Source organism: Streptomyces sp. MGP-BFMKR1, from assembly GCF_057766585.1.
On sequence record NZ_CM173408.1, the window covers coordinates 3,447,417 to 3,472,993 of the forward strand.

Sequence of the window (25,577 nt, forward strand, 5' to 3'; positions counted from 1 at the left end):
CGCGCCCCCTCCCCTGGCCCGCCTCACCCGGCCGCTGCCACGTCCCGCCAGGCCGCGTCCAGGGCCCCGGCCACCTCGGACGCCGTGATGGGCGCGCCCGGGCGGCCGGGGGTCGCCGCCGCGTGGCGGGCCGCCAGGCCGTGCAGGTAGGCGCCGGCCGACGCGGCCGTGCGGGCGTCCAGGCCGGTGGCGAGCAGCGCGCCGGTCAGGCCAGAGAGCACGTCGCCGCTGCCGGCGGTGGCCAGCCAGCCGGTGCCGGTCGGGTTGACGCGTACGGGGTCGGCGTCCGGCCCCGTGGCCGGGCCGGCGACCAGCGTCGTGGAGCCCTTGAGCAGCACCGTCGCCCCGGTCCTGGCGGCCAGTTCCCGCACCGCCGCCAGCCGGCCCGCCTCGACCTCCTCGCGGGAGCGGCCGAGCAGCGCCGCCGCCTCGCCCGCGTGCGGGGTCAGCAGGGTCGCGGCGGTGCGCGCGCGGACGCCGTCCGGGGGCAGCAGCCGCAGCGCGTCGGCGTCCACCAGCACCGGCACGTCGCTGGCCAGCACGTCGGCGAGGGCCCGCCGGGCGTCCGCGTCGTCCCCGACGCCGGGCCCGACCACCCACGCCTGCACCCGGCCCGCCTTGCCGGGCGGGCCCGCCGAGACCAGGGTCTCGGGGAAGCGGGCGATCACGGCGTCGGCGCCCGGCCCCACGTACCGCACCGCGCCCGCGCCGCCGCGCAGCGCCCCGGCCACCGCGAGCACCGCCGCGCCGGGGTAGCGGGCCGAGCCCGCGACGACGCCGACCACGCCGCGCCGGTACTTGTCGCTCTCCGCCGCCGGGCGCGGCAGCACCGCCGCCACGTCCGCGTGCTGCAACGCCTCCACGTCGGGCACCGGCGGCAGCCACGGGCCCAGGCCGATGTCCACCAGGCGCGGGGCGCCGGCGTGTTCGGCGGCCGGGTCGATGAGCAGCCCGGGCTTGTACGTGCCGAAGGCGACCGTGGCCGTGGCCCGTACCGCCGCGCCGCGCACCTCGCCGGTGTCGGCGTCCACGCCGCTGGGCAGGTCGACGGCGACCACCGGCACGCCGGCCTCGGCGACGGCCCGGGCCAGGTGCGCGGCGTCCGGCCGCAGCCCGCCCCGGCCGCCGATGCCCACGATCCCGTCCAGCACGAGATCGGCGCGGGCGAGGGCCCGCAGCGCGGGGTGATCGTCGCGCCGCTCCGTACGGTCGCCGGCCGCGCGCCCACCGTCGGCCAGGTCCGCCGCGCCGTCGTCCGACTCCGTCGCCGGGCCCGACCCCGCGTCCAGGCCGGTCGCCTCGACCAGCCGGCCGCCCGCCGCGCGCAGGGCGGCGGTGCCGCCGGGGTGGGCGCGGCCGGGGGCGAGCAGCAGGGCGGTGACGGCGGCTCCGCGACGGGCGAGCCGGGCGCCGGCGTAGAGGGCGTCGCCCCCGTTGTCGCCGCTGCCGACGAGCAGCACCACCCGCGCGCCGGACACCCGCCCGCGCCGGGTCGACCCCGGCCCGGTGCGGGGTCCCGGGCCCGCGCCCAGCAGCCCGGCGCAGGCGGCGGCGAGGCCGGCCGCGGCCCGGTGCATGAGCGTTCCCTCCGGCAGCCGGGCCAACAGCTCCCGCTCGGCGGCCCGTACGGTCTCCACGCTGTACGCAGTCCTCATGCGCCCCAGTCTCCCGCGCCGGTCACCCGCCGGCCGGGCGAGTGCCGCACCCGGGCCCGCCGGAGGCGGCGCCGGCCGCGCCCTACCGCGCCGGCCAGCCGTCGTCCGCGGGCCAGTCGTCCGCCGAGCCGTCCGGGGCGGGCTCGGCGGCCGGCTCGCCCTCGGCGATGACCACCGCCGACGCGACGCCCGCGTCGTGGCTGAGCGAGACGTGCCAGGTGCGCACGCCGAGTTCGGCCGCCCGCTCGGCGACGGTGCCGCGCACCCGCAGCCGGGGCTGGCCGCTGGGCAGCGTCCACACCTCCGCGTCCGTCCAACGCAGCCCGCCCGGCGCGCCGAGCGCCTTGGCCAGCGCCTCCTTCGCCGCGAACCGGGCGGCCAGCGAGGCGGTGCCCCGGCGCTCGCCGCTGGGCAGCCACAGCTCCCGTCGTACGAACACGCGCTCGGCGAGCCCCGGCGTGCGCTCCATGGCCGCGCCGAACCGGTCGATCTCGGCGACGTCGATCCCCACCCCGATGATCACGAGGCCGCCCCGTGGGGGCCGTGGCCCGTGGCGGCCACCGGCCGCACTCCCACGCTCACTCTCACCCTCACTCCACCGTCACGGACTTGGCGAGGTTGCGCGGCTGGTCCACCTCGTTGCCGCGCGCCGTGGCCAGCTCGCAGGCGAAGACCTGCAACGGCACGGTGGTCACCAGCGGCTGGAGCAGCGTCGGCGTGGCCGGGACCTCGATCAGGTGGTCGGCGTACGGCGCCACGCCCGCGTCGCCGCGCTCGGCGATCACGATGGTGCGGGCGCCACGGGCCCTGATCTCCTGGATGTTGGAGACGATCTTGTCGTGCAGTACGGACCGGCCGCGCGGCGAGGGGACGACCACGACCACCGGCACGCCGTCCTCGATCAGCGCGATCGGCCCGTGTTTCAGCTCGCCGGCGGCGAACCCCTCGGCGTGCATGTACGCCAGCTCCTTGAGCTTGAGGGCGCCTTCGAGGGCCACCGGGTAGCCCACGTGCCGGCCCAGGAACAGCACCGTGTCCTGGTCGGCCAGCGAGCGCGCCAGCTCGCGCACCGGCTCCATCGTCTCCAGGACCCGCTCCACCTGGGTGGCGATCTCCGACAGCTCCCGGATGACCGCGCGCACCTCGTCGCCCCACTTGGTGCCGCGCACCTGGCCGAGGTAGAGGGCGACGAGGTAGCAGGCGACGAGTTGGGTGAGGAACGCCTTCGTGGAGGCGACGGCGATCTCGGGCCCGGCGTGCGTGTAGAGCACGGCGTCGGACTCGCGCGGGATGGTCGAGCCGTTGGTGTTGCAGACGGCCAGGACCCGGGCGCCCTGCTCGCGGGCGTGCCGCAGCGCCATCAGGGTGTCCATCGTCTCGCCGGACTGGGAGATGGCGACGACCAGCGTGCGCGGGCCCAGGATCGGGTCGCGGTAGCGGAACTCGCTGGCCAGCTCCGTCTCGCAGGGGATGCGGGTCCAGTGCTCGATGGCGTACTTGGCGATCATCCCGGCGTGGAAGGCGGTGCCGCACGCCACGATGACGATCTTGTCGACCTCGCGCAGCTCGGCGGCCGGGATGCGGACCTCGTCCAGCGACAGGTCGCCGGCGGCGTCGATCCGGCCGAGCAGCGTGTCGGCCACGGCCTTCGGCTGCTCGGCGATCTCCTTGAGCATGAAGTAGTCGTAGCCGCCCTTCTCGGCGGCCGAGGCGTCCCAGTCCACGTGGTACGGGCGCACCGTCGCCGGCGCACCGTCGAAGCCGGTGACCGTGACCGCGTCCCGGCGCAGCTCCACCACCTGGTCCTGGCCGAGTTCGATGGCCTCGCGGGTGTGCGCGATGAACGCGGAGACGTCGGAGGCCAGGAAGTTCTCCCCGACCCCGACGCCCACCACCAGCGGCGAGTTGCGGCGCGCACCAACCACCACGTCGGGGTCGTCGGCCACCACCGCGACCAGCGTGAACGCGCCCTCAAGCCGCCCGCACACCTGCCGCATCGACTCCGCCAGGTCGCCGGTGGAGGAGAAGGACTCGGCGAGCAGGTGCGCGACGACCTCGGTGTCGGTCTCCGACGCGAGGGCGTGGCCGCGCTCGGCCAGCTCGGCGCGGAGCGGCGCGAAGTTCTCGATGATGCCGTTGTGGACGACGGCGACCCGGCCCGCGTCGTCCAGGTGCGGGTGGGCGTTGGTGTCGGTGGGCCCGCCGTGGGTGGCCCAGCGGGTGTGGCCGATGCCGGTGGTGCCGGTCGGCAACGGCCGGTCGGCCAGCTCCTTGTGCAGGTTGGCGAGCTTGCCCGCCTTCTTCGCGGCGGCCAGGCCGCCGTCGGCGAGGACCGCGACCCCCGCCGAGTCATAGCCCCGGTATTCGAGGCGCCCGAGCCCGGCCAGAACGACGTCGAGGGCGGACTGCCCTCCCACATAGCCAACGATTCCGCACATGGGGTGCAGCGTACGCGCGGCCCCCGCGCGGCCGTGCGCCCCGCCACGACGGCCCGCCGGGCGGGTCGCCACGCCCCGGCGTGACCGAACGCACGCCCCGTACCGCGCCCCGACAACCCACAATGAATCAGTGATCAGGTCTTCGGTGAGTGACCAACGGCCGCACGGCGGGCAGCACGGCGGTGTTCCGCGGCGGGCCGAGTCGAGCCCGTACGTCGATCTCTCGCGCGCCCAGTGGAGCGGGCTGCGCGAGAAGACGCCGCTGCCGCTGACGGCGGAGGAGGTGGAGCGGCTGCGCGGCCTCGGTGACGTCATCGACCTCGACGAGGTGCGCGACGTGTACCTGCCGCTGTCCCGGCTGCTCAACCTCTACGTCGGCGCCACCAGCAACCTGCGGGGCGCCCTCAACACCTTCCTCGGCGACGCGGGCAGCGGCCAGGGCGCGCAGCAGGGCACGCCGTTCGTCATAGGGGTGGCCGGCAGCGTCGCGGTCGGCAAGTCCACCACCGCCCGCCTCCTACAGGCCCTGCTCGCGCGCTGGCCCGAGCACCCGCGCGTCGAGCTGGTCACCACGGACGGCTTCCTGCTACCCAACGCCGAACTGCACCGGCGCGGCCTGATGTCCCGCAAGGGCTTCCCCGAGTCGTACGACCGCCGGGCGCTGACCCGCTTCGTGGCCGACGTGAAGGCGGGCAAGGACGAGGTCAGCGCGCCCGTCTACTCCCACCTGGTGTACGACATCGTCCCCGACCAGCGGCTGACCGTGCGCCGCCCCGACATCCTCATCGTCGAGGGCCTGAACGTGCTCCAGCCGGCGCTGCCCGGCAAGGACGGCAGGACGCGGGTGGCGCTGGCCGACTACTTCGACTTCAGCGTGTACGTGGACGCCCGGACGGAGGACATCGAGCGCTGGTACCTGGGCCGGTTCAGCAAGCTGCGCGAGACGGCGTTCCAGAACCCGTTCTCGTACTTCCGCAAGTACACCCAGGTCTCCGAGGACGAGGCGCTCGACTACGCGCGCATGATCTGGCGCACGGTCAACCGGCCCAACCTGCAACAGAACGTGGCCCCCACCCGCGGCCGGGCCACCCTCGTGCTTCGCAAGGGCCCCGACCACAAGGTGCAACGCCTGCGGCTGCGCAAGCTGTGACCGCGCGGGGCGGCCCGCGCCTCGCCCGGCCCCGGGAGCCCGTCCCACCCCGGCCCCCGTAGGCTGCCGCTGCCCACCCGTGACCCGGTCCGACCGCCCGTGGGACGCCCACCTGACGCCGACCTGACGCTGACGTGACGCCGACTCCGAGGAGCCCGCCGTGCTGCACCTGCGGTTGATCGTCCCCGCGCACCGCACCGACGAGGTGGTCGCGCTCTTCGAACGCAGCGTGGGCGCCACCCACCTGGCCGTACTCGCCGGGGCCGGCCGCGACCCGGCCGGCGACGTGGTGCTGTGCGACGTGGCGCGGGAGGCCGCCGACGAGGTGCTCAGCGAACTGCGCGCGATCGGCATCGACGAGTGCGGTGCGATCACCGTCGAGAACATCGACCTGACGCTGTCGCACCGCGCGGACCGGGCCGAGAAGGAGGCGCCCGGCGAGGGCTCGGACGCCGTGGTGTGGGAACAGTTGGTGGAGGCCACCCACGAGGAGTCCACCCTCTCCGTCACCTTCCTGGCCTTCCTGACGGTGGCGACCATGCTCGCCGCCTGCGGCGTGGTCCTCGACAACGCGATCCTCATCGTCGGCGCGATGGCCGTCGGCCCCGAGTTCGGCCCGCTCGCCGGGCTGTGCACCGCGCTGGTACGGCGCGCCCCACGGCTCGCGGTGCGCTCGCTGCTCGCCCTGCTGGTGGGGTTCGCGGTGGCGATGGCGCTGACGACGCTGTTCAGCCTGTTCATGGACGCGGCGGGCCTCTTCCACGAGGCGGACGTGGAGGCCGAGCGGCCGAACACCAACTTCATCTACCGGCCCGACCTGTTCTCCTTCGTCGTGGCCTTCCTCGCCGGCATCGCCGGCACGCTGTCGCTGACGTCGGCGAAGTCGGGCGCGCTGGTCGGCGTGGCGATCTCGGTGACCACGGTCCCGGCCGCCGCCAACGCCGCCGTCGCCCTCGGCTACGGCGACCTGGGCCAGACCCGAGGCTCCACGGAACAACTCCTCCTCAACCTCGCGGGCATCGCCCTCGCCGGCACCCTGACGCTGCTGGCCCAGCGCCTGTTCTGGTCCCGCCACACCCAGTTCCGGGACGCCCGCCGCACCAAGGGCTGAGCGGCGGGCGGGGTGCGGGGCGGCGCCGGGGCGGGGGGGCGGGGGCGGGGGGCGGCGGGCGACCGCGCCGGGCGGGGGCGGGCGACCGTGGCGGGCGGGGGCGGGTGACCGTGGCGGGCGGGGGCGGGTGACCGCGCAGCGCCGGGAAGGTGGGGTGCCCGTGCCGCGCGGCGTCGCGCGCCTCACAGGGCGATGAGCCCCGCGTCGGTGGGGGTGAAGCCGCAGCCGTCGAAGTAGAACGCGCGCAGGTGGTCGTCGAAGTCCACGTGCAGCCACTCACACCCCGCGGCCCGGGCCCCCTCCACGGCCGCCGCCACCAGCCGCGTCCCCACCCCCGTCCGCCGCGCCCCCTCGGCCACCACGGTGTCCAGCACGAACGCGTGCACCCCGCCGTCCCAGGCCACGTTGACGAACCCGACCAACTCCTCCCCCCGCCGCGCACACACCCACCCCAGGCTGTGCCGATGCACCTGGGTGTGCCAGTCGATGTCCAACGGCGGATGGTCAAACCCCTGCGCGTGCAGGACGTTGACCTCGGGATTGGCGAAGGCCCCGCGCCAGGCGTAGGTGGTTTGGGGGGTGGTCGCGGGTGCGGTCTCGAAGGCAGGCTGGGACGCGGTGTGGGACTCGGGCTCGATCATGGTGGGGAGGGTAGGCGGTTGGGGTGGCGTGGGGCGCGGAATTTTGGGGCGTTGGCAGCCCGCGAGGAGCGGCACGCCAGACCTGTCAGTCGAGCCATTCCTCCCACCGCTTCCGAGGCCGCTCGCAGCCTCCCGCCTCCTGGGCTTGCAGGTAGGCGCGGTCGAACGTCGCCTCGTCTGGCCACTGCTCGTCGCGGGGCTCGTTGCCGACCGTGATTCTGGAGAAGGCGACGATGCACTCGGTGGGCAGGGTCTGCGTCGCGTACCTCTCCACGCCCACGGCGGTCAGGGAGAGCACGAGCCAGGACACGGCCAGTAACTGCTGCGTGGTGTCGCCTCGTTGGGGGATCACCGGCGCATCGTACTGAGGGCCGGGCGGACGAGGGCGGGTTGTCGGACAGGCCGCGGTCAGTCGGCCACGGCCTCGATGAGGGAGAACGGTGCGGCCTCGGCGAGGGGGGTGACCGAGGTGAGGGTCAGGCCCGCGCGGTGGCACACCTCGGTGAAGTCCTTGCGGGTGCGCTCCCTGCCGCCCACGTTCACGAGCATGTTGAGGTCGGACAGGTAGGTGATTCCGCCGTCGGTGACGTCGGCCTCGGCGCGGGGGTCGACGACCTCGGGGAGTACGGGCTCCACGATGAGGACGCGGCCACCGGGCGGGAGCACCGCGCGGCAGTTGCGCAGGATGGTGACCACCTGGTCGTCCGTCCAGTCGTGCAGCACGCTCTTCATCAAGTAGAGGTCCGAGCCCGCGGGGACCGAGCGGAAGAAGTCGCCGGCGACCAGCGAGCAGCGCCCCGCCACGCCGTGCCGTTCCATCGTCGTCGGCGCCTTGGACAGGCCCTCCGCCGTGTCGAAGAGCACGCCGTTCAGGCCCGGGTGGGCGGCCAGCACGCTGGCCAGGAGGGTTCCGTCGCCCCCGCCGACGTCCGTGACCGTGGTGAAGCGGCCGAAGTCGTACGCGGACGGCAGCGTGGCGGCGGTCGCCGCGACGGCCTGGCTCATCGCCGCGTTGAACTCGGCCGACAGCTCGGGGTGCTGGGCGAGGTGGCTGAAGAAGTCGGTGCCGAAGACGGCGTCGAAGGCGATGTCCCCGGTGCGGACGCTGTCGTCCAGGTGCTCCCAGGCGCGCACGATCGTCGGCTCGGTGAACATCCGCACGAACGAGGTGAGCGAGTCGGGGTTTCCGGGGTCGAGGAGGGCACCCGCGGGGGTCGCCGAGAAGTGGTCGGGGGTGTGTTCCACCAGCAGGCCGAGGCCGGCCAGGGCGCGCAGCAACCGCGTCATGGGCTGGGGTGCGGCGCCGACCTCGGCGGCCAAGTCGGCGGCCGGGCGCGGCGTGGCGCCGACCCGTTCCATCACCTTTAACCGGACCGCCGCGCGCAGGGTCTGCGCGGCCATACTCCCGAACGCGAGCCGAACGATCAGATCCCGGTCGGCCATGCCTGCTTCTCGGACATCGCCCGCCTCTCGGGCATCGCCCACCTCTCGGGCATCCTCTGTCGCTCGGACATCGTCCGTCGCTCGGGCATCGGTGTTCGTCACGGGTGCTTTCCTTTCTTCGGGTGGGTGGTGGGTGGTGGGTGGTGAGTGGTGGGTGGTAAGTGAGGGTGGGAGGTGCGAGACGCGGGCGCGGCCCGTCTCCTCCGCGCGTGAGGCCGGCCCAGCCGGCAGAGACCAGCCCGCAGAGGCCAACCGACAGACGTCAGCCGGCAGAGGTCAACCAGCAGACGTCAGCCGGCGGACCAGGGCGCCGGGCGTGCACCCGGCCAGGGCCGCCACGTCCCGGTGCAGATGCGGCTGGTCGGCGTACCCGCAGGTCAGGGCGACCGTGCTGGCGCTCTCGCCCGCGCACAGCGCCCGTACCGCGTGGTCGAAGCGGACCAGCATGGCGGCCCGCTTGGGGGTGAGGCCGAGTTGGGCTTGGAACCGGGTGCGCAGTCGCTTGTGGCTCCAGCCGCAGGACGCGGCGAGGTCACCCACCCGTATCCGGCCTCGGCGGGCCACGATGGTGTCCCAGGCGGCGGCGACCTCGGGGGCCATTGACGGGGCCGCCGCCGCCCGCTTGGTGAGGAACTCCTCGGTCAGCGCGAGGCGCTCCTGCCACGTCGCGGCCTCGACCAACCGCTCGCGCAGACGTCGTTCCCGCGCCCCCCACAGGTCCGCGAGGCTGGTGATCGAGCCGTCCAGTTCGGGCGGCGAGGCCCCCAGCAGCCCGTAGGCGGCCCGGGGTGACAGGCGCACCTCGACGCATTCGACGCGCTCGCCGCGCACCCGGGCCGGGCCGGGTGACAGCGCGGCGACCAGGCTCCGCAGGGGCCGTTGGCCGGTGGCGCTCTCCACCGTGAGCGGCTCGCTCCCGAGCCCGATGACGAGGATCACGGCCGGCTGCGGGAGCACCCGCAGGTCGAGGCCGGTGGCGGCGCGGTCGCGGTATCCGGCCATCCGTACGCCGTCGAGTGACGTACCGCCGAGGGGGCGGGCGACCTCCCAGCCGCGCTCGGCATCGCGATCCGTGGGGGCGCCCCCCACTTCGTGTCTGCGCATGCCCCTACCGTCGCCGACTTCGGCACCCCTGTCTTGGACGAAAGGTCCGTGAGCGCCGTCAGCGGCCGGGTGGTCCCGCCCCTCGCTACGGCAGGTGGGCGCGTACGCCGATCACCGTGCGGCCTGCTCCGGGGACCCGGCCCGCAGCGCGGGCAGGAGGCCGTGGACGACGAAGGTCTCGATCGTCGTCGGCGTGGTGGTGGCCGCGGACCGGGGTTGGCGGGCGGCGATGTGTCCGGAGTTGATCGAGCGGGCCACCTCGGCCATCAGGCCGGCGACGTTCGCCGACGCCCCGGCCGCGCGCTGCTCGGCCACGAACCGCTCGATCGACTGTTGCACGTAACGCAGGCCCGGCAGGTCCGCGAGCCTGCCGATCACGGCCGTCACCTCGGCCATGCTCAGGTCGCGCTCGCCGTGCAGTTCGACCACCTCCGGCGCGCCCGGGCGCGCCGGGGTCGGCCCGACGAGGTGGCGGGCGGCGGCGCGGCCGACGTCCTCGGCGGCGATGAACGGCATCGGGAGGTCGGGGGTGAAGGGCGCCGCGACCCGGCCGTCCCGGCGGATGGACTCGACCTGGCCGAGCAGGTTCTCCATGAAGTAGCCGGCCCGCAGGTGGGTGACCGCCGCGTCCAGGGTGTTCGTACGCCGCTCCAGCCGGTGCAACCCGGCCACCGGACCGGTGCCGGCCTCCTGGTCCGCACCCCAGCTACTCAACGTCACCACCCGCCGCACACCCGCGGCGGCCAGCGCCACCGTCATGGCCTCGACGATCCGGTGCTGGTGCGCCGCGAAGTCGGGGCTGTCGGGGATGTAGTTGGGTTGGACCATGACGTAGACACCCTCGGCGCCGTGACAGGCCGCGGCGAGCGCCTGCGCGTCGGTCGGCTCCGCCACCACCGGCTCCGCGCCGGCGGCGGCGGCCGGCGCCAGGCCACGGGCGCTGCGCCCGAGCGCGCGCACGCCGTGGCCGGCGCGTACCAGCTCGTCCACGACGGCACTGCCCGTGCGCCCGGTGGCCCCTGTCACGACGTACATACGATGCCTCTCCTCGCTCCTATGGCGCGCCGCGCCGCCTGACCCACGGCGACGCTAGGTGCCGGCCGGGCAGCGCGGGTGGTGGTGGCACACCCACCCGCGAGCGCGAGGCCGCCGCCTAGCATGACTGGGCACGGGTGCCATGGCTGGCGCGGGTGTCATGACTGGCATGGGTGGCACGGGTGGCCTGGGTGAGGAGGGTGACCATGGGTGACGCGGCTGACGAGGGCGGCAGGGGCGAGCCGGGTGCCGCGTCGAGATCAGCGGGGCCGCTCGCGGAGTACCTCCGCGCCCGCCGCGCGCTCGTCCGCCCCACGGACCACGGCCTCGCCCCCGGGCCCGCCCGGCAGGTGCCGGGGCTGCGGCGCGAGGAGGTCGCGCTGCTCGCCGGCGTCAGCACCGACTACTACGTCCACCTGGAACAGGGCCGCGAGCGCCGGCCCTCCCCGCAGGTGCTCGCCGCGCTGGCCCGCGCGCTACGCCTCGACGCCGCCGCCCACGCCCACCTGCGCGCCCTCGCGGACCACCCCGCCCCACCCACCGCCCCGGACACCCTGCCCACCGGCACCGAAGATGCCCTCACCCACCTCGTACGCCACTGGGTCACCGCCCCGGCCATGCTGGTCACCCCCTGGCTGGACGTGCTCGTACGCAACGGCCCCGCCGACGCGCTGTACGCCGGCCTCCCGCTGCGTGACAACCTGGCCCGGATGGCGTTCCTGGACCCCGCCGTCGGGGAGTTCGTCCCCGACCCCGAGCACCTGGCCCAGTGCACCGTCGGCACGCTGCGCGCGGCGGCCGGCCCCGCGCCGCACACCCCCCAGATGGCCGAGCTGGTCGGCGAACTCAGCGACCGCAGCGCCTCGTTCCGTCGCCTCTGGGCCCGCCACGACGTCCACCGCAAGGCCAGCGCCACCAAGCACTTCCGCCACCCGGTGGCCGGCCCGCTCACCCTGCGCCAGCACGTCCTGACCCCGCCCGACCACCCGGAACTCCAACTGTGGATCTACCAGGCCGAGCCGGGCTCCCCATCGGAACGCGCGCTTCTCACCCTGGGTGAGTCGGCGACCTGAACGCCTGGCCGGCCGGTCAGCAGGCTGGCCGGCTGGGGCCAGCAGGGTCGCCCCCCCTGCCCACGGTGGCGAGGTCATCGCCGCCCGCCCTCAACCGCGTCCGCCGCGCCCGTCGCCCGCCGCTCCCCCACGTCCCCGCGAACCGTCAACGCTCCGACTCCGGCTCCGGTTCATCGCCACGTTCCGCGTCTTCCCGCGGCGGCCCGACGCGGCGAGCAGGGCGAGTACCGCCGGGGACGTCGACTCCTCGGCGACGAGGCGCTGCATCCAGTCCGTGACCTGTGCCAACTCGGCCGCCGTCGGCACGTGGCCGTCCCTGACGGCCAGGTGAAACAGCCAGTCGTGGACGCGACGGCGGATGAACTCGCGGTACGCCTCCGTCGTCAGGCGGTCGACCTCCGGCAGCACCCCGGCCGCCCACCGCCGGAACTCGGCCTGCCCGCTCGCCCGCGTCGCGACCCCGTCCACGAGGGCGACCACCGCCGTCTTGGACGTCATCTCGTGCGGGTCGCGCAGGATCGTGGCCACGAGCGCGCGGTCACGTTCACGGCTCGGCGCGGAAGCGGCCACCGAGACGACGCGCTGGTACGCGGCCGACCGGACGTGCTCGTCCGCGACGACGTCCTCGATGTTCTCGATGTTCTCGACGTCCACGTCGAGAACGCCGGCCTCCGCCAGCAACTCGGCCACATCACCACGCCATGTCATCGCTTCATTCTCTGCTCACCGGGTGGGTTGTGACGGCGTCGCGCCGGACCGGGCTCGCGCCCCACCGGACCGGCAGGCGGGCACGCCACGCGCTACGCGCCGCTGGGCGCATCCCCGCCCGGGGTGACCAGGCCCGTCTCGTACGCGAAGACGACGGCCTGGACGCGGTCGCGCAGGTCCAGTTTGGTCAGGATGCGGCCGATGTGGCTCTTGACCGTGGTCGGGCTGAGGAACAGCCGGGAGGCGAGTTCGGCGTTGCTGAGGCCCGTCGCGAGCAGCCGGAGCACCTCCAGTTCGCGCGGGCTCAGGCCGGACAGGTCGCGGTGCGGTGCGACGGTGCGCGGCTCCTCCCGTGGGGCGAACCGCTCGATCAGCCGCCGCGTGATGGTGGGCGCGAGCAGCGCGTCACCGGTCCGCACCAGGCGCAGGGCGGCGACCAGGTGTTCCGGGGTGACGTCCTTGAGCAGGAAGCCGCTGGCGCCGGCCGTGAGCGCGGCGTAGACGTAAGTGTCGAGGTCGTACGTGGTGAGGATGATGACCCGGGTGCCGTCCAAGCCCGCGTCGCCGACGATGCGCCTGGTGGCCTCGATGCCGTCCGTCTGCGGCATCCGAATGTCCATGAGGACCACGTCGGGCCGCGTGCGGCGGACCGCCGCGACGGCCTCGGCCCCGTCGGCCGCCTCGGCCGTCACGTCGATGCCGTCCGCGGCGAGGATCATGCGGAAGCCGGTGCGCACCAGGGCCTGGTCGTCGGCGATGACGACGCGCAGTGGTGGGTGGACGCGCAGCGGTGGGTGGTCCGTGGGTACGGGCCCGTTCGTGGGCGGGTTCATCCGGCACTCCGTGGGATGCGGGCCGTGACCTGGTAGCCACCGGCGTTCGTCGGTCCGGTCGTCAGCTCGCCCCGGTAGACGGCCAACCGTTCGCGTAGCCCCAGGTGGCCGCGGCCGTTGCCCGCCACCGGCGAGGGGCCCTGGGCGCCGCCGGTGTCCGTGACCTCGATCTCCAGCCAGTCGTCGGTGTACGCGATGGCCACGGACGCGTGCGCGCCGCGCGCGTGTTTGAGCGTGTTGGTCAGCGCCTCCTGGACGACACGGTAGGCCGCGAGGTCAACCCCCGGCGGCAACGGGGTCGGTGGCAGTGACACGTCGACGCTGACGGGCGTCCCGGCGGCGCGTACCCGGTGGACCAGCGCGTCGAGTCGCGCGAGCCCTGGCTGGGGCTCCAGGGCGTCGGGACGCTCCTGGTCCGGTGCGGCCAACAGGCCCATCACGTGGCGCAGTTCGGCCATGGCGGCCCGGCCTCCCGCCTCGACGGCCAGCAGTGCTTCCTTCGACTGTTCGGGCACCACGTCCATCACCTTGCGGGCCGCGCCCGCCTGGATCACCATCACGCTCACGTTGTGGGTCACCACGTCGTGCAGTTCGGCGGCGATGCGGGCGCGCTCCTCCTCGACTGCCCGGCGCGTGGCCTGCTCCTGAGCCGCCCGCAACTCGGCGACCCGGTCCCGGCTCGCCGCCAACCGCAGGTGCAGGAAGCGGACGAGGCTGGCCAGCGTCCCGGCCACGAGCAGCACGAACCCCGGGCTCGACCACCCGGGGAGCACGGGGTCCGCGTTGCGGAAGGCGAAGCCGGACAGCGCCGCGGCGATCACCAGGACGGCGACCGCCGCCACCCGGTACCGGCTGTGGACGACGGCGCTGTAGGCCCCGATGACGCAGGCCACCACGGTGATCCAGGAGGCGGAGTCGCCCACGGCCAGGGCCGCGCCCAGCACCACCACGAACTGGGTCAGCGGGTACCGGCGCCGGGCCACCAGCGGCAGCGTCGACAGGACGACCAGGGCCCAGGGCACGGGTTCCCGCTCCTCCGCCACGGGCGTCTGCCCCGGATCGGGCGGCGCGGGCGGAACCGGGACCCCGGCCCCGGCGTCGACCCGCGACGGAATGTCCACCGGCCCGTCACCGGGATAGCGCACCGCCACGAACAGGGCGACGACGGTCAACACGACCGCCAGCGCCACATCGACGCGCACCGCTCGCCGGGACGGCGGGGCCGCCCTGGCCTCCGGCCGCAGCGCGTCGACGAGCTGCTGGTACGCGCCGCGCCGGCGTTCGGTGTCCATCCCTAGATTGTGCGGTGCCCGCCGTACGGGCCGCGTCCGCCTGTGCGGTCAGGGCCTCCTCCGCACGTCGTACTCCTCGGGGAGGACGCCACGGCCCATTCGTCCCCGCGGAGGGCCCGATGTTGGTTCCACGGCCGACGCGCCCCGCACCCGGCCGCCTCTACGTTCACCGGGCCGGCAACAGCAGGCGCCCCCAGCGACCGTGAGGACGGACTACTCGTATGCGTCAGGTGATCGAACTGGCGGGTGTGGCCAAGCGCTACGACAGCGGCGGAGCGCCGGCCCTCGGACCGTGCACGCTCAGCGTCGCCCAGGGCGAGGCCCTCGCCGTGACGGGCCCCTCCGGCAGCGGCAAGTCCACCCTGCTCAACCTCGTCGCCGGCCTCGATCGGCCGACCGACGGCTCCGTGACCGTGGCCGGGCGACGGATCGACCAGTTGAACGAACGCGCCCTGGCCACGTTCCGCCGCGCGCACATCGGCATCGCCTTCCAGTTCTTCAACCTCCTCGACGACCTCACCGTCACCGACAACATCCAGCTCCCGGCCCAACTCGCCGGAGCTGGCCGGCGCCAGGCCGCCGCCCGCGCGGCTGAACTCATGGAGGCGCTGGGCATCCAGCGGCACGCCCGCGCCTACCCGGGCCGGCTCTCCGGGGGAGAGCGCCAACGGGTCGCGTTCGCCCGGGCGTTGGTCAACCGTCCCGCGCTGCTGCTCGCCGACGAGCCCACCGGCGCGCTCGACAGCGCGGCGGGCCACGACGTGCGCGGCCTGCTGCTGGACCTGCGCCGGACCGGGCAGACCATCGTGCTGGTGACGCACGACCCGACGCTGGCACGGGCCTGCGCGAGCCGCACGGTCCACCTGGTCGACGGTCGTATCGCCAGCGACTCGTCCGCGCGGGCCGCGCGATGATCCGGTTCGGCAGCGGCGCCCTGGGCCGGGTCGTGCGCTCCGGGGTGGGGCGGCGGTGGGGGCGGACGGTGGTGATCGCCGTGGCCACGATGATGGCCGTGGCCTCGGCCGTGGTCGCCGGGACACTGCTGGTCGCCTCGTCCGAGCCCTTCGCGCACGCCTTCGGGAAGCAGCACGGCGCGCACCTCAGCGCTGAGTACGATCCGGCCAAGGCGAGCGCGGCCCAACTGGCCCGCACCGGAAAGGCGACCGGCGTCACCGCGAGCGCGGGCCCCTACCCCGCCACGACGTTCCGCCCGGTGGACCCGACGGGCTTCCCGCTGCCGACGCTGACCCTGGTCGGCAGGCCCGGCCCGGGCGGCGCCGTGGACCGCGTGGAGCTGACCTCCGGCCGGTGGGCGCGGGCACCGGGCGAGGTCGTGCTCGCCGCCTCGTTCGAGGGACCCACCATCGCGATCGGCACCATGCTGCGAGCCTCGGACGCCGCGGACGCCCCCACCCTCACGGTCGTCGGCCTCGCCGTGTCCGTCAGCGATACCGCCGACGCCTGGACGACGCCCGCACAGGTCAACGCCCTGGCGTCGAAGGGCACCCCGGTCACGCGCCAGATGCTCTACCGCTTCGACTCCGCGAGCACCAGGGAACAGGTCCTCGCCGACCGGAGGACGCTCGCCGCCGCCGTGCCACCCGGGGCGCTCCTCGGCACCCGGTCCTGGCTGGACACCCAGCGCGCCGCCGACCAGGCCGCGGCGGCGACCGTCCCGTTCGTCACGGCCTTCGGCGTGCTCGGCATCGTGATGTCGGTGATCACCGTCAGCAGCGTGATCAGCGGCGCGGTCGGCACCAGCCGGCGCAGGATCGGCATCCTCAAGGCCATCGGCTTCACCCCGCGCGAGGTCGTACGCGCCTACCTGGCCCAGGCGCTGCTCCCGGCCAGCGTCGGCACCGCCCTGGGCGTCGCCCTGGGCAACCTCCTGGCGGTGCCGCTCCTCGCGGACACCGAGGCCATGTACGGCGCCGGCCCGCTCGCGGCGGCCTGGTGGGTGAGCGCCGCGGTGCCGGCCGCCACCCTGGTGGTCGTGGGACTCGCGGCGCTGGCCCCCGCCCTGCGGGCCGGGCGGCTGCGTACGGTCGAGGCCATCGCGCTCGGCCGGTCCCCGCGCCCGGGGCGCGGCCAGTGGGCGCACCGCGCGCTGGCGCGGCTGCCCCTGCCGCGCCCGGTCACCTACGGACTCGCCACCCCCTTCACGCACCCAGTCCGCGCCCTCGCGACGCTGCTCGCGGTGGCGTCCGGCACGGTCGCGGCGACCTTCGCGGTGGGCCTGACCTCGTCCCTGACCGCGATCGGCACCGCCCAGGACCCCGAGCGCCGGGCCGCGGTCACGGTCACCACCACCCGGGCCCACCACCTCGCTCCCCCACCGCCTCCCCCCGCGGGCGACAGCGCGACCAGCCCGTCACCCCCAGGCGGCGCCGCGCCCGGGCCACCCGACCACAGGTCCGCCGACCCGGCGAAGGTCCGCGCCGCCCTCGCCTCGCAGCCGGGCACGGACTCGTACTACGGCAAGGCCCAGACCGAGGTCACCGTCGCCGGCGTCCCCGGCTCGGTCCAGGCCAGCCTGTACGAGGGCGACGCGCGCTCCGGCAGCTACGAGATGCTCTCCGGGCACTGGCTCACCGGTCCGGGACAGGTGGTGGTGCCCACCCGCTTCCTGGAGCGCACCAGCAGCCAGATCGGCGACACGGTGCGGGTCACCCACGCGGAGGAGAGCGCGCGCCTGCGCATCGTGGGCGAGTCCTTCGACACCTCGGGCGACGACCTGGAGATCCACGCCGACCTGGCCGACTTCCCCTCGGCCGAGCCCGACACCTTCCTCGTCGAGGTGCGGCCCGGCGTCTCCGCCGACGCGTACGCGCGAGAACTCGCCGCGGTCGTCCAGCCACTGGGCGGCGACGCCACGACCCACACCTCCCCGGGCCGGGACGGCATCGTCCTCCTCATGTCCGCGCTGGCCGCGCTACTCACCCTCATGCTCATCTGCGTGGCCGGCCTCGGCGTACTCGACTCCGCCGTCCTCGACACCCGCGAACGCGTCCACGACCTGGGCGTCTGCAAGGCGATCGGCATGTCACCGCGCCAGACCATGCTCCTGGTACTCACCCCGGTCACGACGCTCGGCACGCTCGGCGGCCTGCTCGGCGTGCCGGCGGGCTACGCGCTCCACCACCTCGTTATGCCAGTCATGGGCCACGCCGTGGGCACCACCCTGCCGCCGTCGGTCCTCGACGTGTACGACCCGCTACGGCTGCTCCTGCTGGGCCTGAGCGGAGCCGCGATCGCCCTCCTGGGCGCGCTCGCTCCGGCCGGCTGGGCGGCCAGGACGCGTACGGCTGTGGCGTTGCGGGCGGAGTAGCGGCGGCGGCCTTGTTCCGGGGGAGCGGCGGGGGCGGCTCGAAGCTTCCGCCCGGCGCCCCGCCACGCGCCAACAGCCCTGCGCCGAAAGCCCGTTGGCCCTGACAACACGCCCAGCGACGGCGGTACCGTCAGAGTATCGACGTCAGGACGAGGAGTCCGATATGACCGAGAACCGCGGCACGCTCGGCGAGCGCGTCTGTGACCTACGCAAGCGCCGCGGCCTCTCCCAGCGCGAGTTGGCCACCGCGTCCAAGGTGTCCGTCTCCACTGTGCGGAAACTGGAACAGGGCAGCGCCGGCGAGACGCGCATGGAGACGGTACGCGCGCTGGCAGCGGCCCTGCGGGTGCCGACGACAGCTCTCGTACGGCGTCAGCCGCCCGAGGACCCGGCCCCGGACCCCGCCCCCTGGCAGCCACTCCTGGAGGCCGTCGCCGCTCCCCGCCCGGCGCGCCTGGACGAGGAACCCACCACACCCGGCCTCCTCGCGGCCCTCGCCGAGGTGCGCCGGCTGCACATCGCCAAGCGGATGGCCGACGAGGTCGCCGTCCTGGTGCCGCTGCTCCGTGAGGTCGACGCGCTGGACAGCTCACCCGAGATGCGCTCCATCCGCGCCCAGCTCCTCCACATGGCGGGTGCCATGCTGACGCAGGCCAGGCAGTACGAGGGGGCGGAGCTGGCGCTACGCCGGGCCCTGGACGACGCGCCCGACCGCGTACGCGCCGCTTCGGTCATCGCCACCTCGTCCTGGCTGTTGATGCGCCAGGGTCGGTTGGACAAGGCGTCCGAGCTGGCGCAGCGCTGGGCGGACGACACGGAGCCCAAGCTGTCGCGGGCACCGGTGGAGACCATCGCGGCCTGGGGCTGGCTGCTCCTGCACGGAGCGTCCGCGAGCCTGCGCGACGCCCGTGACGGGGAGGCCGACGACATGATGCGGCTCGCCCGGGCGGCGGCGACCGTAACGGGGACGATCACCCCGAGCAGCACCCGTCCAGACCCGTGGGGGCCGGTGGTGGTCGCGTACAAGGCAGCGGAGAAGGGGGTGATCCTCGACCGCCCGGACGAGGTCCTACGCGCCGGCCAGCGACTGGTGGGAACCGGGGCGGGTCAGGAGACCGACTACCACCGCCACCGGCTCGATGTCGCCCGCGCCTACACGATGGTGCGCAAGTACCCGGAGGCGGTGGAGGTGCTCACCGCGATCCATGCCGCCCAACCCGAATGGCTCGTACAACAGCGCTACGCACAGGACATCGTGGGCCACGTGATCAAGCGGCGACGCACGCTGACTCCCGAGACGCGCGTGCTGGCCGATGCCCTGAGTGTGCCCGCGTAACGGGTCGGCAGCGCCTCGACGGCGTTCCCGCGGCCACCGTGGTCGACCACGACGGAGGCGTACACGCTGGGGGCAACCGGAGCAACAGGGCCCGCCCTGCGCATCGTTGAGCGCTACCGTGCTGAGTGTCAGCACAGAACGGGGAGCACCATGTCCGACCCCACCGAGACCATCGGCGCCCGCGTACGCCAACTCCGCCTGATCCGCGACTACTCCCTTCAGGAACTGGGCCGGCACGCCCACGTGTCCGCTAGCCAGCTCTGCCGCATCGAGAAGGGGGATCGCTACCCCAGCGAGCCCATCCTCGCCACCGTCGCCCGAGCGCTCGGCGTCAACGTCTCCGTGCTGCGTGGCCAGCCGTACATCCAAGCTCTCCAACGCGACCAGCTCGACGCCCTGCTCACGCCGATCAGCGCCGCGTTCGACGACTGGGACCTCCCGCCCACCGACGCACCGCCCCCGCGCTCACTCACGGCCCTGGAGACGGCGATACGAGGACTCATCGCACTGCGCGTACAGGCCGAGTTCACCAAGCTCGCCGAACGCCTCCCGGGCCTGGTCACCGAGATCGCCATCGCCAGCCAACTCCAGCCCGCCGGACACCGACAAGAGCGCGCCCACGCCCTGCAAGCCGAGGCCGCGCGCACGGCGGCCATCGTCGCCTACCGGCTGGGATACATGGACCTGGCCCGGCTGGCCCTCACCCGCATGGCCGTCGCCGCGCCGCACTCCGGCGATCCACGCCAGGTCGCGATCGAACGGTACGAGCGCGCCCAGATGGCGGCGGACAGCTCACGGCTGAGCCGGGGCGTCTCCCTGATGCGGCACGCACTGCGTGACCTGGACGATGACGGCGACCGCGCCACCCAGGCCGTACGGGGCACCCTCCAACTGCGGGCCGCCGTCCTGTCAGCCCGGGGCGGCGACGACTCGGCAGCGGAGGACTGGCTCGGGCAAGCCACCGAGCTGGCGAGGGTGACCGGCGAAACCCGGCACTACGCGCTGGCGTTCGGCCCGCTCAACGTACGGCTGCACCAGATCGCGGCGGCAGGCGACCGCGACGACCATGCGCGGGCACTGGAGTACGCCCGTACGGTCCGCCTACCGGACGGGTACGCACCGACGAGGGCGGCGCACTACTGGATCGACCGCGCCCGTGCGGAGGCGTGGACCGCGAAACGCCCCGCCGCGCTCGCCTCCCTCCACGCGGCACGCACGGCGTCGGCCCAGCTCACGCGTTATCACCACTCGGTGCACGAGACCGTGGCCACGCTGCTGAGAGCACGCCAGCGTGCGGAGGAGCCACTGCGCGAGTTCGCCGCGTGGTGTGGCGTTTAGCAGCAACGGACCACCGCGTCAACAGAGGGAGCGTTGCCAATCGCGCAACGCAGCGCATCTCGCATCCGATCACGATGTGACGGCCAGAACACACACCGTTACGGAGTCGCCTCATGGTCGCCACCGCCCCACCCCCACCCCACGACTGGCTTCCCCCCGGCGGAGGCGTCCGCTGGACGCGGGACGGGGAGTTGGGGTGGCACAGCCGCACGCTGCCGACTTACCTGGGCGCCCACGCCCTCGCCGCGTTGCGGCCCACGAAGGGCGGGCGGTCGTGATCGGACTCGACTGGGTCCCGCCGTCGGAGGAGGGCGTGATGCTCCTGCCGGCCGGCTGCCAGTGGGACGCCGTACGCACCTCCGCCGCCATCGCGGACGCCGCCTTCCAGATCCTGGACGGTACGGAGAACTGCGCGGCCATCATCGACCCGCGCACCTCCTGCACGTACTGGCTGCTGCCGCCGGGCGAGACGGCCGGGTTCGCGCACTGGGAGCGGTTGGGCCAGTACGTGAGCCTGCTCGCCGCCGGCAGCCGCACGCACTACGTCGGGGTGCCGCCCTCGCACCGGCGTACCGGGCCGGGGTTGCACTGGCGGATCACGGGCGAGTGGTCGGGCCGCTACCTGGCCCAGCCGTACTACCTGGGGGCGGTGCTCACCTCCGCCGTCTTCTTCGCCCACGGGCCCGGCGCGCTGCCCACCCCGTGCGCCCTGTGTGAACGGGAGTTGCACCCCAAGGAGAGCGTCACCCTCACCGCTCGCCGTACCCCCACCGACCCGCCCCGGACCCTGACCGTCCACCCGGCCTGCGCCCGCGCGGCCCGCCTGCGCGTCAGCAGCCAGGAGCCACGCACATGAACCACCAACCCCACCCCACCCGCCACCACGGACGCCGCCGCTACCGCTACGTCGAGATGACCCTGGCCCCCGACCCCGACACCACCCCGTACACCGTCCACGCCACCTGCACCACCTGCGGCGACCAGTCACCCACCCCCGAACCCACCGAAACCATCACCGGCATGCACCACCAGGCCCAACGCTGGTGCACCAGCCACGCCGCCCGCGACCACCCCGACGGACGCCACCTGCACTACACCGCCACCGTCACCCTCCACTGGCACATCACACCCGCAGAGGACATCGGCCCCGCCGCGCCGACGAGTTGAGCGGTGGCGTGCGGGCCGGGCCCCCCGCTCACAGTTGCCGCAGGTGATCCCGCAACGTGCGGGCCACCTGGGACATCAGGGCCTCCGCGCCCGGCTGGGAGCTGGCGGGGACCAGTGACTCGGTCAGGGCCGCGACGGCGAAGACCTGGCCGTCGGCGTGCTCCACGACGCCGATCTCGTGGCGCAGGTTGAGCAGGGTGCCGGTCTTGGAGGACCAGGTGGTGGCGTCGGAGCTGAAGTCCGGGGCGAGCCGTTGGCGGAACAGGTTGTGCGCCATCAGGTCGCGTGTCCGGGCCGCCACCTCGGGGGGGATGGCCGAGGGCCGCCACAGGGCTTGGAGCAGGTCGACGTAGGCGCGGGCGCTGCCCGTGTTGGCGCGGGTGGTGTCGAGCTGGGGCACGCGGTGGCCGCGTCCGCTGGTGCCGGCGTCGATGGCCAGCGCGTGCGCGAGGTGGGCCTGGGTCGCGTCGAAGCGCTCCTCGGGGGTCTCGGACAGCTCGCGCATGCCGTGTCGGACGGTGATGTCGCGCAGGCCGAGTTCGCGCAGGATGGCGGCGACCTGAGCGGGCGGGGTGAGTTCGAAGAGCGCGTCGGCCGCCGTGCCGTCGCTCACGCACGTACTGAGGTAGAGCAGGTCGTCGACCGCCACCCGGGCCGGGTGGCGGAACCGGCTCAGCCCGGTCGGGCCCGGCGTGCTGATCCGCCCGGGCCGCACCTCAAGCGCCATCGCCCCGTCCAACTCCCCACGCCGGATACGCTCCACCGTCGCCACCGCGAGCGGGACCTTGACCAGGGACGCGGAGGGCAGTTGGGTGTCCGGATCGATGCCCAGCTCCTCGCCGGTGTGCAGGTCCCGTACGAGCAGACAGCCGCGCAGGCCACCCTCGCGCAGCGACTCGCGCGCCGCGCGCAGCAGCGACTCGGTGTTCACGCCCCGACCACCCCCCGCGCGTCACCGCTCCGGCGCACGACCGCACCGGCGGCCGGGGCGGCGTCGGCGTCGGCGTCGGCGTCGGCGTCGGCGTCGGCGGCCACGTTCGCGCCGACTGCCGCATCCGTACCCATCTCGTCCGCATCGGCCGTGGCGCCCGCACCGGCCACGCCCGCGTCGGCCGCGCCCGTACCGCCCGCATCCCCCGTACCGCCCGCGGCGCCCGTACCGCCCGCATCGGCCTCCGCCGCGCCCAGGCAGCGGGCGATGGCCCGGCCCAGGCGGGTCTGGACGAGGTGGGGGTTGCCGTCGCCCGCCGCCGCGAGGGCGAACCCGCGGCGCAGCGCCAACTCTCCGATGGGCCGCCAGTGCAGGGCGAGTTCGTCGGCCTGGTCCGGGGAGCACAGCAGCAGGTCGCGGGTTGCCAGCACCTCCGCGGCGGCGGTGGTCAGGTCGGCAGCGGTGGCGAGTTGGGCGGGCCGCAGGCCGACCGCGTCGCGGAGCCGTGCGAGCGGGTCGCGTACGTGCGGTACGTCGTCCTCGGGCTGCACCCACACGCGCCGGGCCGGGCCGGTGCTGGCCCGGCCGACCCGCAGCGTGTCGAGGTAGACGCGCCGTACGCCCGGGTCGGCGACCCCGGCCAGGCCGAGCGGCACGGACCAGGTGGCGTCGGCGGCGGGCACCGCGAGCAGCGCGGCCCGCACCTGCTGGGCGTGCAGGAGTTCGCCGCGCTGCGCCGGCGCCGCGACCCGCAGGTCGAGCGTGACGCCCTGGCCGCGCGCGTCGGCGACGAGGCGGGCGAGCCTGGCCGTCGAGCAGATGTCGGGCACCGCGAGCCGCCACGGTTTACGCCTGGCGGCCTCCGCCTCGTCCAGCAGCACGTCCGCCGCCTGGACGAGTTGCCTGGCCACCGGCAGCATGTCGCGGCCGAACGGGGTGAGCCGGGCGCGCCGCGAGGCGCGCTCGAACAGCGGCTCCCCGAACCGTTCCTCCAGCGCAGCCACCCGCCGACTGGCCACCGACTGGGACATGCGGGCGGCGGCGGCCCCGACGGTGAAGCTGCCGCGCTCGCTGACGCTGACGAACGCGCGACACGCTCCCACCAGATCCACGCCCGCACCCTATGTCAGCCCCGTTCCGGGCCCGGTCCCAGTCCCGTTCCGGGCCCGGTCTCAGTCCCGTACGCCGGCACCGCGCTCGCTCCCCGCCCACTCCGCACCGCCCCGCACCCACTCCGCCCCCGCCCCGCAGTCGCCTCGTATGCCGTTTGCGCATGGAACCGCGCGCGGGCGCATTGGACCGCATGGCCGCCGGGCGCGAGGGTGGTCCGAGACGCCCGGCCCGGCATCGGCGGGGCGGTCCCCCTCCTTCCGCACGCCCGCGCCCCACTCCAAGCACGCCCTGCTCCGTCGTGCGCGGGGCTCGGCCACGCGCCCCACACGGGGCACACACCCACCGGAGGTTTCCACGCCATGCAGCACACCCGTGCCCGGCGAGCCGTCATCGGCGCGCTCGCCACGCTGACCCTCGCGCCGCTCGTGGCCTGCGGCGGTGACGACTCCGCCGACGCGTCGCCCTCGGCCAGCCGGTCGGCCACCGCGTCGTCGGCGCCGCCGTCGGCCGCGACGCCCGGCACGCCGGACGCGGCGGCGTCCGCGGCCACCAACAAGATCAAGGACTTGGAGCGGAAGTTCGACGCGCGGCTCGGCGTGTACGCCGTCGACACCGGCAGCGGGCGCGAGGTGGCCTACAACGACGGCGAACGGTTCCCCTTCGCCTCCACGTTCAAGGCCCTGGAGGCCGGCGCCGTGCTGCGCGAGTTCTCCCTGTCCGGCCTCGACAAGGTCATCCGGTACTCCAAGGACGACCTGGTCGCCAACTCTCCCGTGACCGAGAAGCACGTCGACACCGGGATGACCCTGCGCGCGCTCTGCGACGCCGCCGTGCGCTACAGCGACAACGCCGCGGCCAACCTGCTCTTCGAGGAGATCGGCGGCCCGAAGGGGCTGGACGCCGTCCTTGAGGGGATCGGCGACGACGTCACGCGGATGGAGCGCATCGAACCGGGGCTCAGCGACTGGGACCCGGCGTCCCCGCGCGACACCACCACGCCACGGACGCTCGCCAACAACCTGCGGGCGTTCGTCCTCGGCGACGTGCTCCGCAAGCCGGAACGCGCCCAACTCACCACCTGGCTGCGCACCAACCAGACCGGCGACGAGCTGATCCGGGCCGGCGTGCCGAAGAGTTGTAAGGTCGGCGACAAGACCGGCTCCGGCAGCACGTACGGCGCGCGCAACGACATCGCCGTGGTGTGGCCCCCGGACTCGGCCCCCATCGTCATGGCGATCATGTCGAACCGGCGCGACAAGGACGCCGAGTACGACAACAAGCTGATCGCGGAGGCGGCCTCGGTGGTCGCGGACACACTGTCCTGACCGCCACCCGACCCGGCGGGCGGGCCGGGTCCCCCGTAAGCGGGCGGGAACGGGTTCCGTACGCGGGCGGGGGCGGGTCAGCGGTGGCCGAGCACGTTGACCACCCGCCCGTTGGGGTCGCGGACGAAGAACCGGCGTACGCCCCACTCCTCGTCCTGCAACGGGTGCACGATCTCCGCCCCGCTGTCGCGCAGCGCCGCGTACGCCGCGTCCACGTCCTCCACCTCCACGCTCAGGTCCGGGATCACGGGCCCGGTCCTGTCCTCGGTCATGAAGCTGACCTGCGCCGCGGGCTGGGACGGGGAAGCGAGCGTCATGATCCAGCCCTGGTTCATGACCTCCTCGAAGCCGAGCAGGCCGTAGAAGTCACGGCTCTCCTCCTGCGCCCGCGAGGCGAGGTTGGGGACGACACGGCGAATGGTCATCGGGATCTCCGTGGGGTGGTGGCGGTGACGGTGGCGGCCGGCCCCGGGAGCGGGGCCGGGCGTGCGGGGGCGAGCGGACGGCGGCGCCGCAGCGGCGAGCGACCACGCACCACGCTAAGGGCCACCACTGA

At 74.5% G+C, this 25,577-nt stretch carries 23 protein-coding genes and 1 pseudogene; 10 read left to right on the top strand and 14 right to left on the bottom strand.

All coding sequences use genetic code 11. The annotated features are described in order from the left end of the window. Positions 1–23: 23 nt before the first annotated feature. The 3 genes from AC3CHW_RS12980 to glmS form a co-directional block, all read right to left on the bottom strand. A complete protein-coding gene (locus AC3CHW_RS12980) occupies positions 24–1,655 on the bottom strand; it encodes an NAD(P)H-hydrate dehydratase (protein ID WP_488470558.1) in 1,632 nt (543 codons plus the stop codon). An 82-nt stretch (positions 1,656–1,737) separates the two neighbouring features. After that, entirely contained in the window at positions 1,738–2,178 is a 441-nt protein-coding gene (locus AC3CHW_RS12985) for a holo-ACP synthase (protein WP_459248660.1), read from the bottom strand. 67 nt (positions 2,179–2,245) lie between these two features. Next, the gene (glmS, locus tag AC3CHW_RS12990) at positions 2,246–4,093 is read right to left on the bottom strand and encodes a glutamine--fructose-6-phosphate transaminase (isomerizing) (protein ID WP_488470559.1); all 1,848 of its coding nucleotides are present in this window, start codon (positions 4,091–4,093) and stop codon (positions 2,246–2,248) included. Positions 4,094–4,238: 145 nt separating this feature from the next. On the opposite strand from glmS, the gene coaA reads away from it, so the two are divergent. After that, complete coding sequence (gene coaA, locus AC3CHW_RS12995) at positions 4,239–5,243, top strand: type I pantothenate kinase (RefSeq protein ID WP_176166335.1); 1,005 nt, start codon at positions 4,239–4,241, stop codon at positions 5,241–5,243. A gap of 160 nt (positions 5,244–5,403) precedes the next feature. Then, positions 5,404–6,354, top strand: coding sequence for a DUF389 domain-containing protein (locus tag AC3CHW_RS13000; protein ID WP_398609677.1), 951 nt, complete (start codon positions 5,404–5,406; stop codon positions 6,352–6,354). 182 nt (positions 6,355–6,536) lie between these two features. Here the strand turns inward: AC3CHW_RS13000 and AC3CHW_RS13005 are convergent, their stop codons facing one another. The 5 genes from AC3CHW_RS13005 to AC3CHW_RS13025 all read right to left on the bottom strand — a co-directional run bounded on the left by AC3CHW_RS13005 (position 6,537) and on the right by AC3CHW_RS13025 (position 10,577). Then, positions 6,537–6,995, bottom strand: a complete 459-nt coding sequence (locus AC3CHW_RS13005) for a GNAT family N-acetyltransferase (RefSeq protein WP_488470560.1) — start codon at positions 6,993–6,995, stop codon at positions 6,537–6,539. An 85-nt stretch (positions 6,996–7,080) separates the two neighbouring features. Next, entirely contained in the window at positions 7,081–7,347 is a 267-nt protein-coding gene (locus tag AC3CHW_RS13010; RefSeq protein WP_488470561.1) for a hypothetical protein, read from the bottom strand. Positions 7,348–7,403: 56 nt separating this feature from the next. Next, positions 7,404–8,438: a methyltransferase gene (locus tag AC3CHW_RS13015; protein WP_488470562.1), complete on the bottom strand. Its 1,035-nt coding sequence runs from the start codon at positions 8,436–8,438 to the stop codon at positions 7,404–7,406. Between the two features lie 276 nt (positions 8,439–8,714). Next, positions 8,715–9,542, bottom strand: a complete 828-nt coding sequence (locus AC3CHW_RS13020) for a helix-turn-helix domain-containing protein (protein ID WP_488470563.1) — start codon at positions 9,540–9,542, stop codon at positions 8,715–8,717. Positions 9,543–9,653: 111 nt separating this feature from the next. Next, positions 9,654–10,577: an NmrA family NAD(P)-binding protein gene (locus tag AC3CHW_RS13025; RefSeq protein ID WP_488470564.1), complete on the bottom strand. Its 924-nt coding sequence runs from the start codon at positions 10,575–10,577 to the stop codon at positions 9,654–9,656. 206 nt (positions 10,578–10,783) lie between these two features. Here AC3CHW_RS13025 and AC3CHW_RS13030 point away from each other — a divergent pair, with 206 nt between their 5' ends. Further along, a complete protein-coding gene (locus AC3CHW_RS13030; protein WP_488470565.1) occupies positions 10,784–11,650 on the top strand; it encodes a helix-turn-helix domain-containing protein in 867 nt (288 codons plus the stop codon). A 90-nt stretch (positions 11,651–11,740) separates the two neighbouring features. On the opposite strand, the gene AC3CHW_RS13035 is transcribed toward AC3CHW_RS13030, so the two are convergent. From AC3CHW_RS13035 to AC3CHW_RS13045, 3 genes are all read right to left on the bottom strand, one after another. After that, the gene (locus tag AC3CHW_RS13035; RefSeq protein WP_488470566.1) at positions 11,741–12,358 is read right to left on the bottom strand and encodes a hypothetical protein; all 618 of its coding nucleotides are present in this window, start codon (positions 12,356–12,358) and stop codon (positions 11,741–11,743) included. 92 nt (positions 12,359–12,450) lie between these two features. Next, on the bottom strand, positions 12,451–13,191 hold the full coding sequence (locus tag AC3CHW_RS13040; protein ID WP_488470567.1) for a response regulator: 741 nt from the start codon (positions 13,189–13,191) through the stop codon (positions 12,451–12,453). Further along, positions 13,188–14,483 (bottom strand): sensor histidine kinase, encoded by a 1,296-nt coding sequence (locus tag AC3CHW_RS13045; RefSeq protein ID WP_488470568.1) that lies wholly within the window; start codon positions 14,481–14,483, stop codon positions 13,188–13,190. The genes AC3CHW_RS13040 and AC3CHW_RS13045 overlap by 4 nt, the downstream gene beginning before the upstream one ends. A 221-nt stretch (positions 14,484–14,704) precedes the next feature. On the opposite strand from AC3CHW_RS13045, the gene AC3CHW_RS13050 reads away from it, so the two are divergent. The 6 genes from AC3CHW_RS13050 (at position 14,705) to AC3CHW_RS13075 (ending at position 21,652) form a co-directional block, all read left to right on the top strand. Further along, positions 14,705–15,397 (top strand): ABC transporter ATP-binding protein, encoded by a 693-nt coding sequence (locus tag AC3CHW_RS13050; protein ID WP_488470569.1) that lies wholly within the window; start codon positions 14,705–14,707, stop codon positions 15,395–15,397. Beyond that, positions 15,394–17,811 (top strand): ABC transporter permease, encoded by a 2,418-nt coding sequence (locus tag AC3CHW_RS13055; protein ID WP_488470570.1) that lies wholly within the window; start codon positions 15,394–15,396, stop codon positions 17,809–17,811. Before AC3CHW_RS13050 ends, AC3CHW_RS13055 begins: the two co-directional genes overlap by 4 nt. 163 nt (positions 17,812–17,974) lie before the next feature. Next, positions 17,975–19,147: a helix-turn-helix domain-containing protein gene (locus AC3CHW_RS13060; protein WP_488470571.1), complete on the top strand. Its 1,173-nt coding sequence runs from the start codon at positions 17,975–17,977 to the stop codon at positions 19,145–19,147. Between the two features lie 150 nt (positions 19,148–19,297). Next, a complete protein-coding gene (locus AC3CHW_RS13065; protein WP_488470572.1) occupies positions 19,298–20,485 on the top strand; it encodes a helix-turn-helix domain-containing protein in 1,188 nt (395 codons plus the stop codon). A gap of 274 nt (positions 20,486–20,759) precedes the next feature. Continuing rightward, a complete protein-coding gene (locus AC3CHW_RS13070) occupies positions 20,760–21,341 on the top strand; it encodes a hypothetical protein (protein WP_488470573.1) in 582 nt (193 codons plus the stop codon). Next, on the top strand, positions 21,338–21,652 hold the full coding sequence (locus AC3CHW_RS13075) for a DUF7848 domain-containing protein (RefSeq protein WP_488470574.1): 315 nt from the start codon (positions 21,338–21,340) through the stop codon (positions 21,650–21,652). The genes AC3CHW_RS13070 and AC3CHW_RS13075 overlap by 4 nt, the downstream gene beginning before the upstream one ends. A gap of 28 nt (positions 21,653–21,680) precedes the next feature. On the opposite strand, the gene AC3CHW_RS13080 is transcribed toward AC3CHW_RS13075, so the two are convergent. Continuing rightward, positions 21,681–22,583, bottom strand: a complete 903-nt coding sequence (locus tag AC3CHW_RS13080) for a serine hydrolase (protein ID WP_488470575.1) — start codon at positions 22,581–22,583, stop codon at positions 21,681–21,683. A 233-nt stretch (positions 22,584–22,816) separates the two neighbouring features. After that, a pseudogene (locus AC3CHW_RS13085) lies at positions 22,817–23,695 on the bottom strand (LysR family transcriptional regulator); the annotation flags it as partial. 360 nt (positions 23,696–24,055) lie between these two features. Here AC3CHW_RS13085 and bla point away from each other — a divergent pair. After that, positions 24,056–25,021: a class A beta-lactamase gene (gene bla / locus AC3CHW_RS13090; protein WP_488470576.1), complete on the top strand. Its 966-nt coding sequence runs from the start codon at positions 24,056–24,058 to the stop codon at positions 25,019–25,021. A 77-nt stretch (positions 25,022–25,098) separates the two neighbouring features. On the opposite strand, the gene AC3CHW_RS13095 is transcribed toward bla, so the two are convergent. Next, positions 25,099–25,446: a VOC family protein gene (locus AC3CHW_RS13095; protein WP_488470577.1), complete on the bottom strand. Its 348-nt coding sequence runs from the start codon at positions 25,444–25,446 to the stop codon at positions 25,099–25,101. Positions 25,447–25,577: the final 131 nt, after the last annotated feature.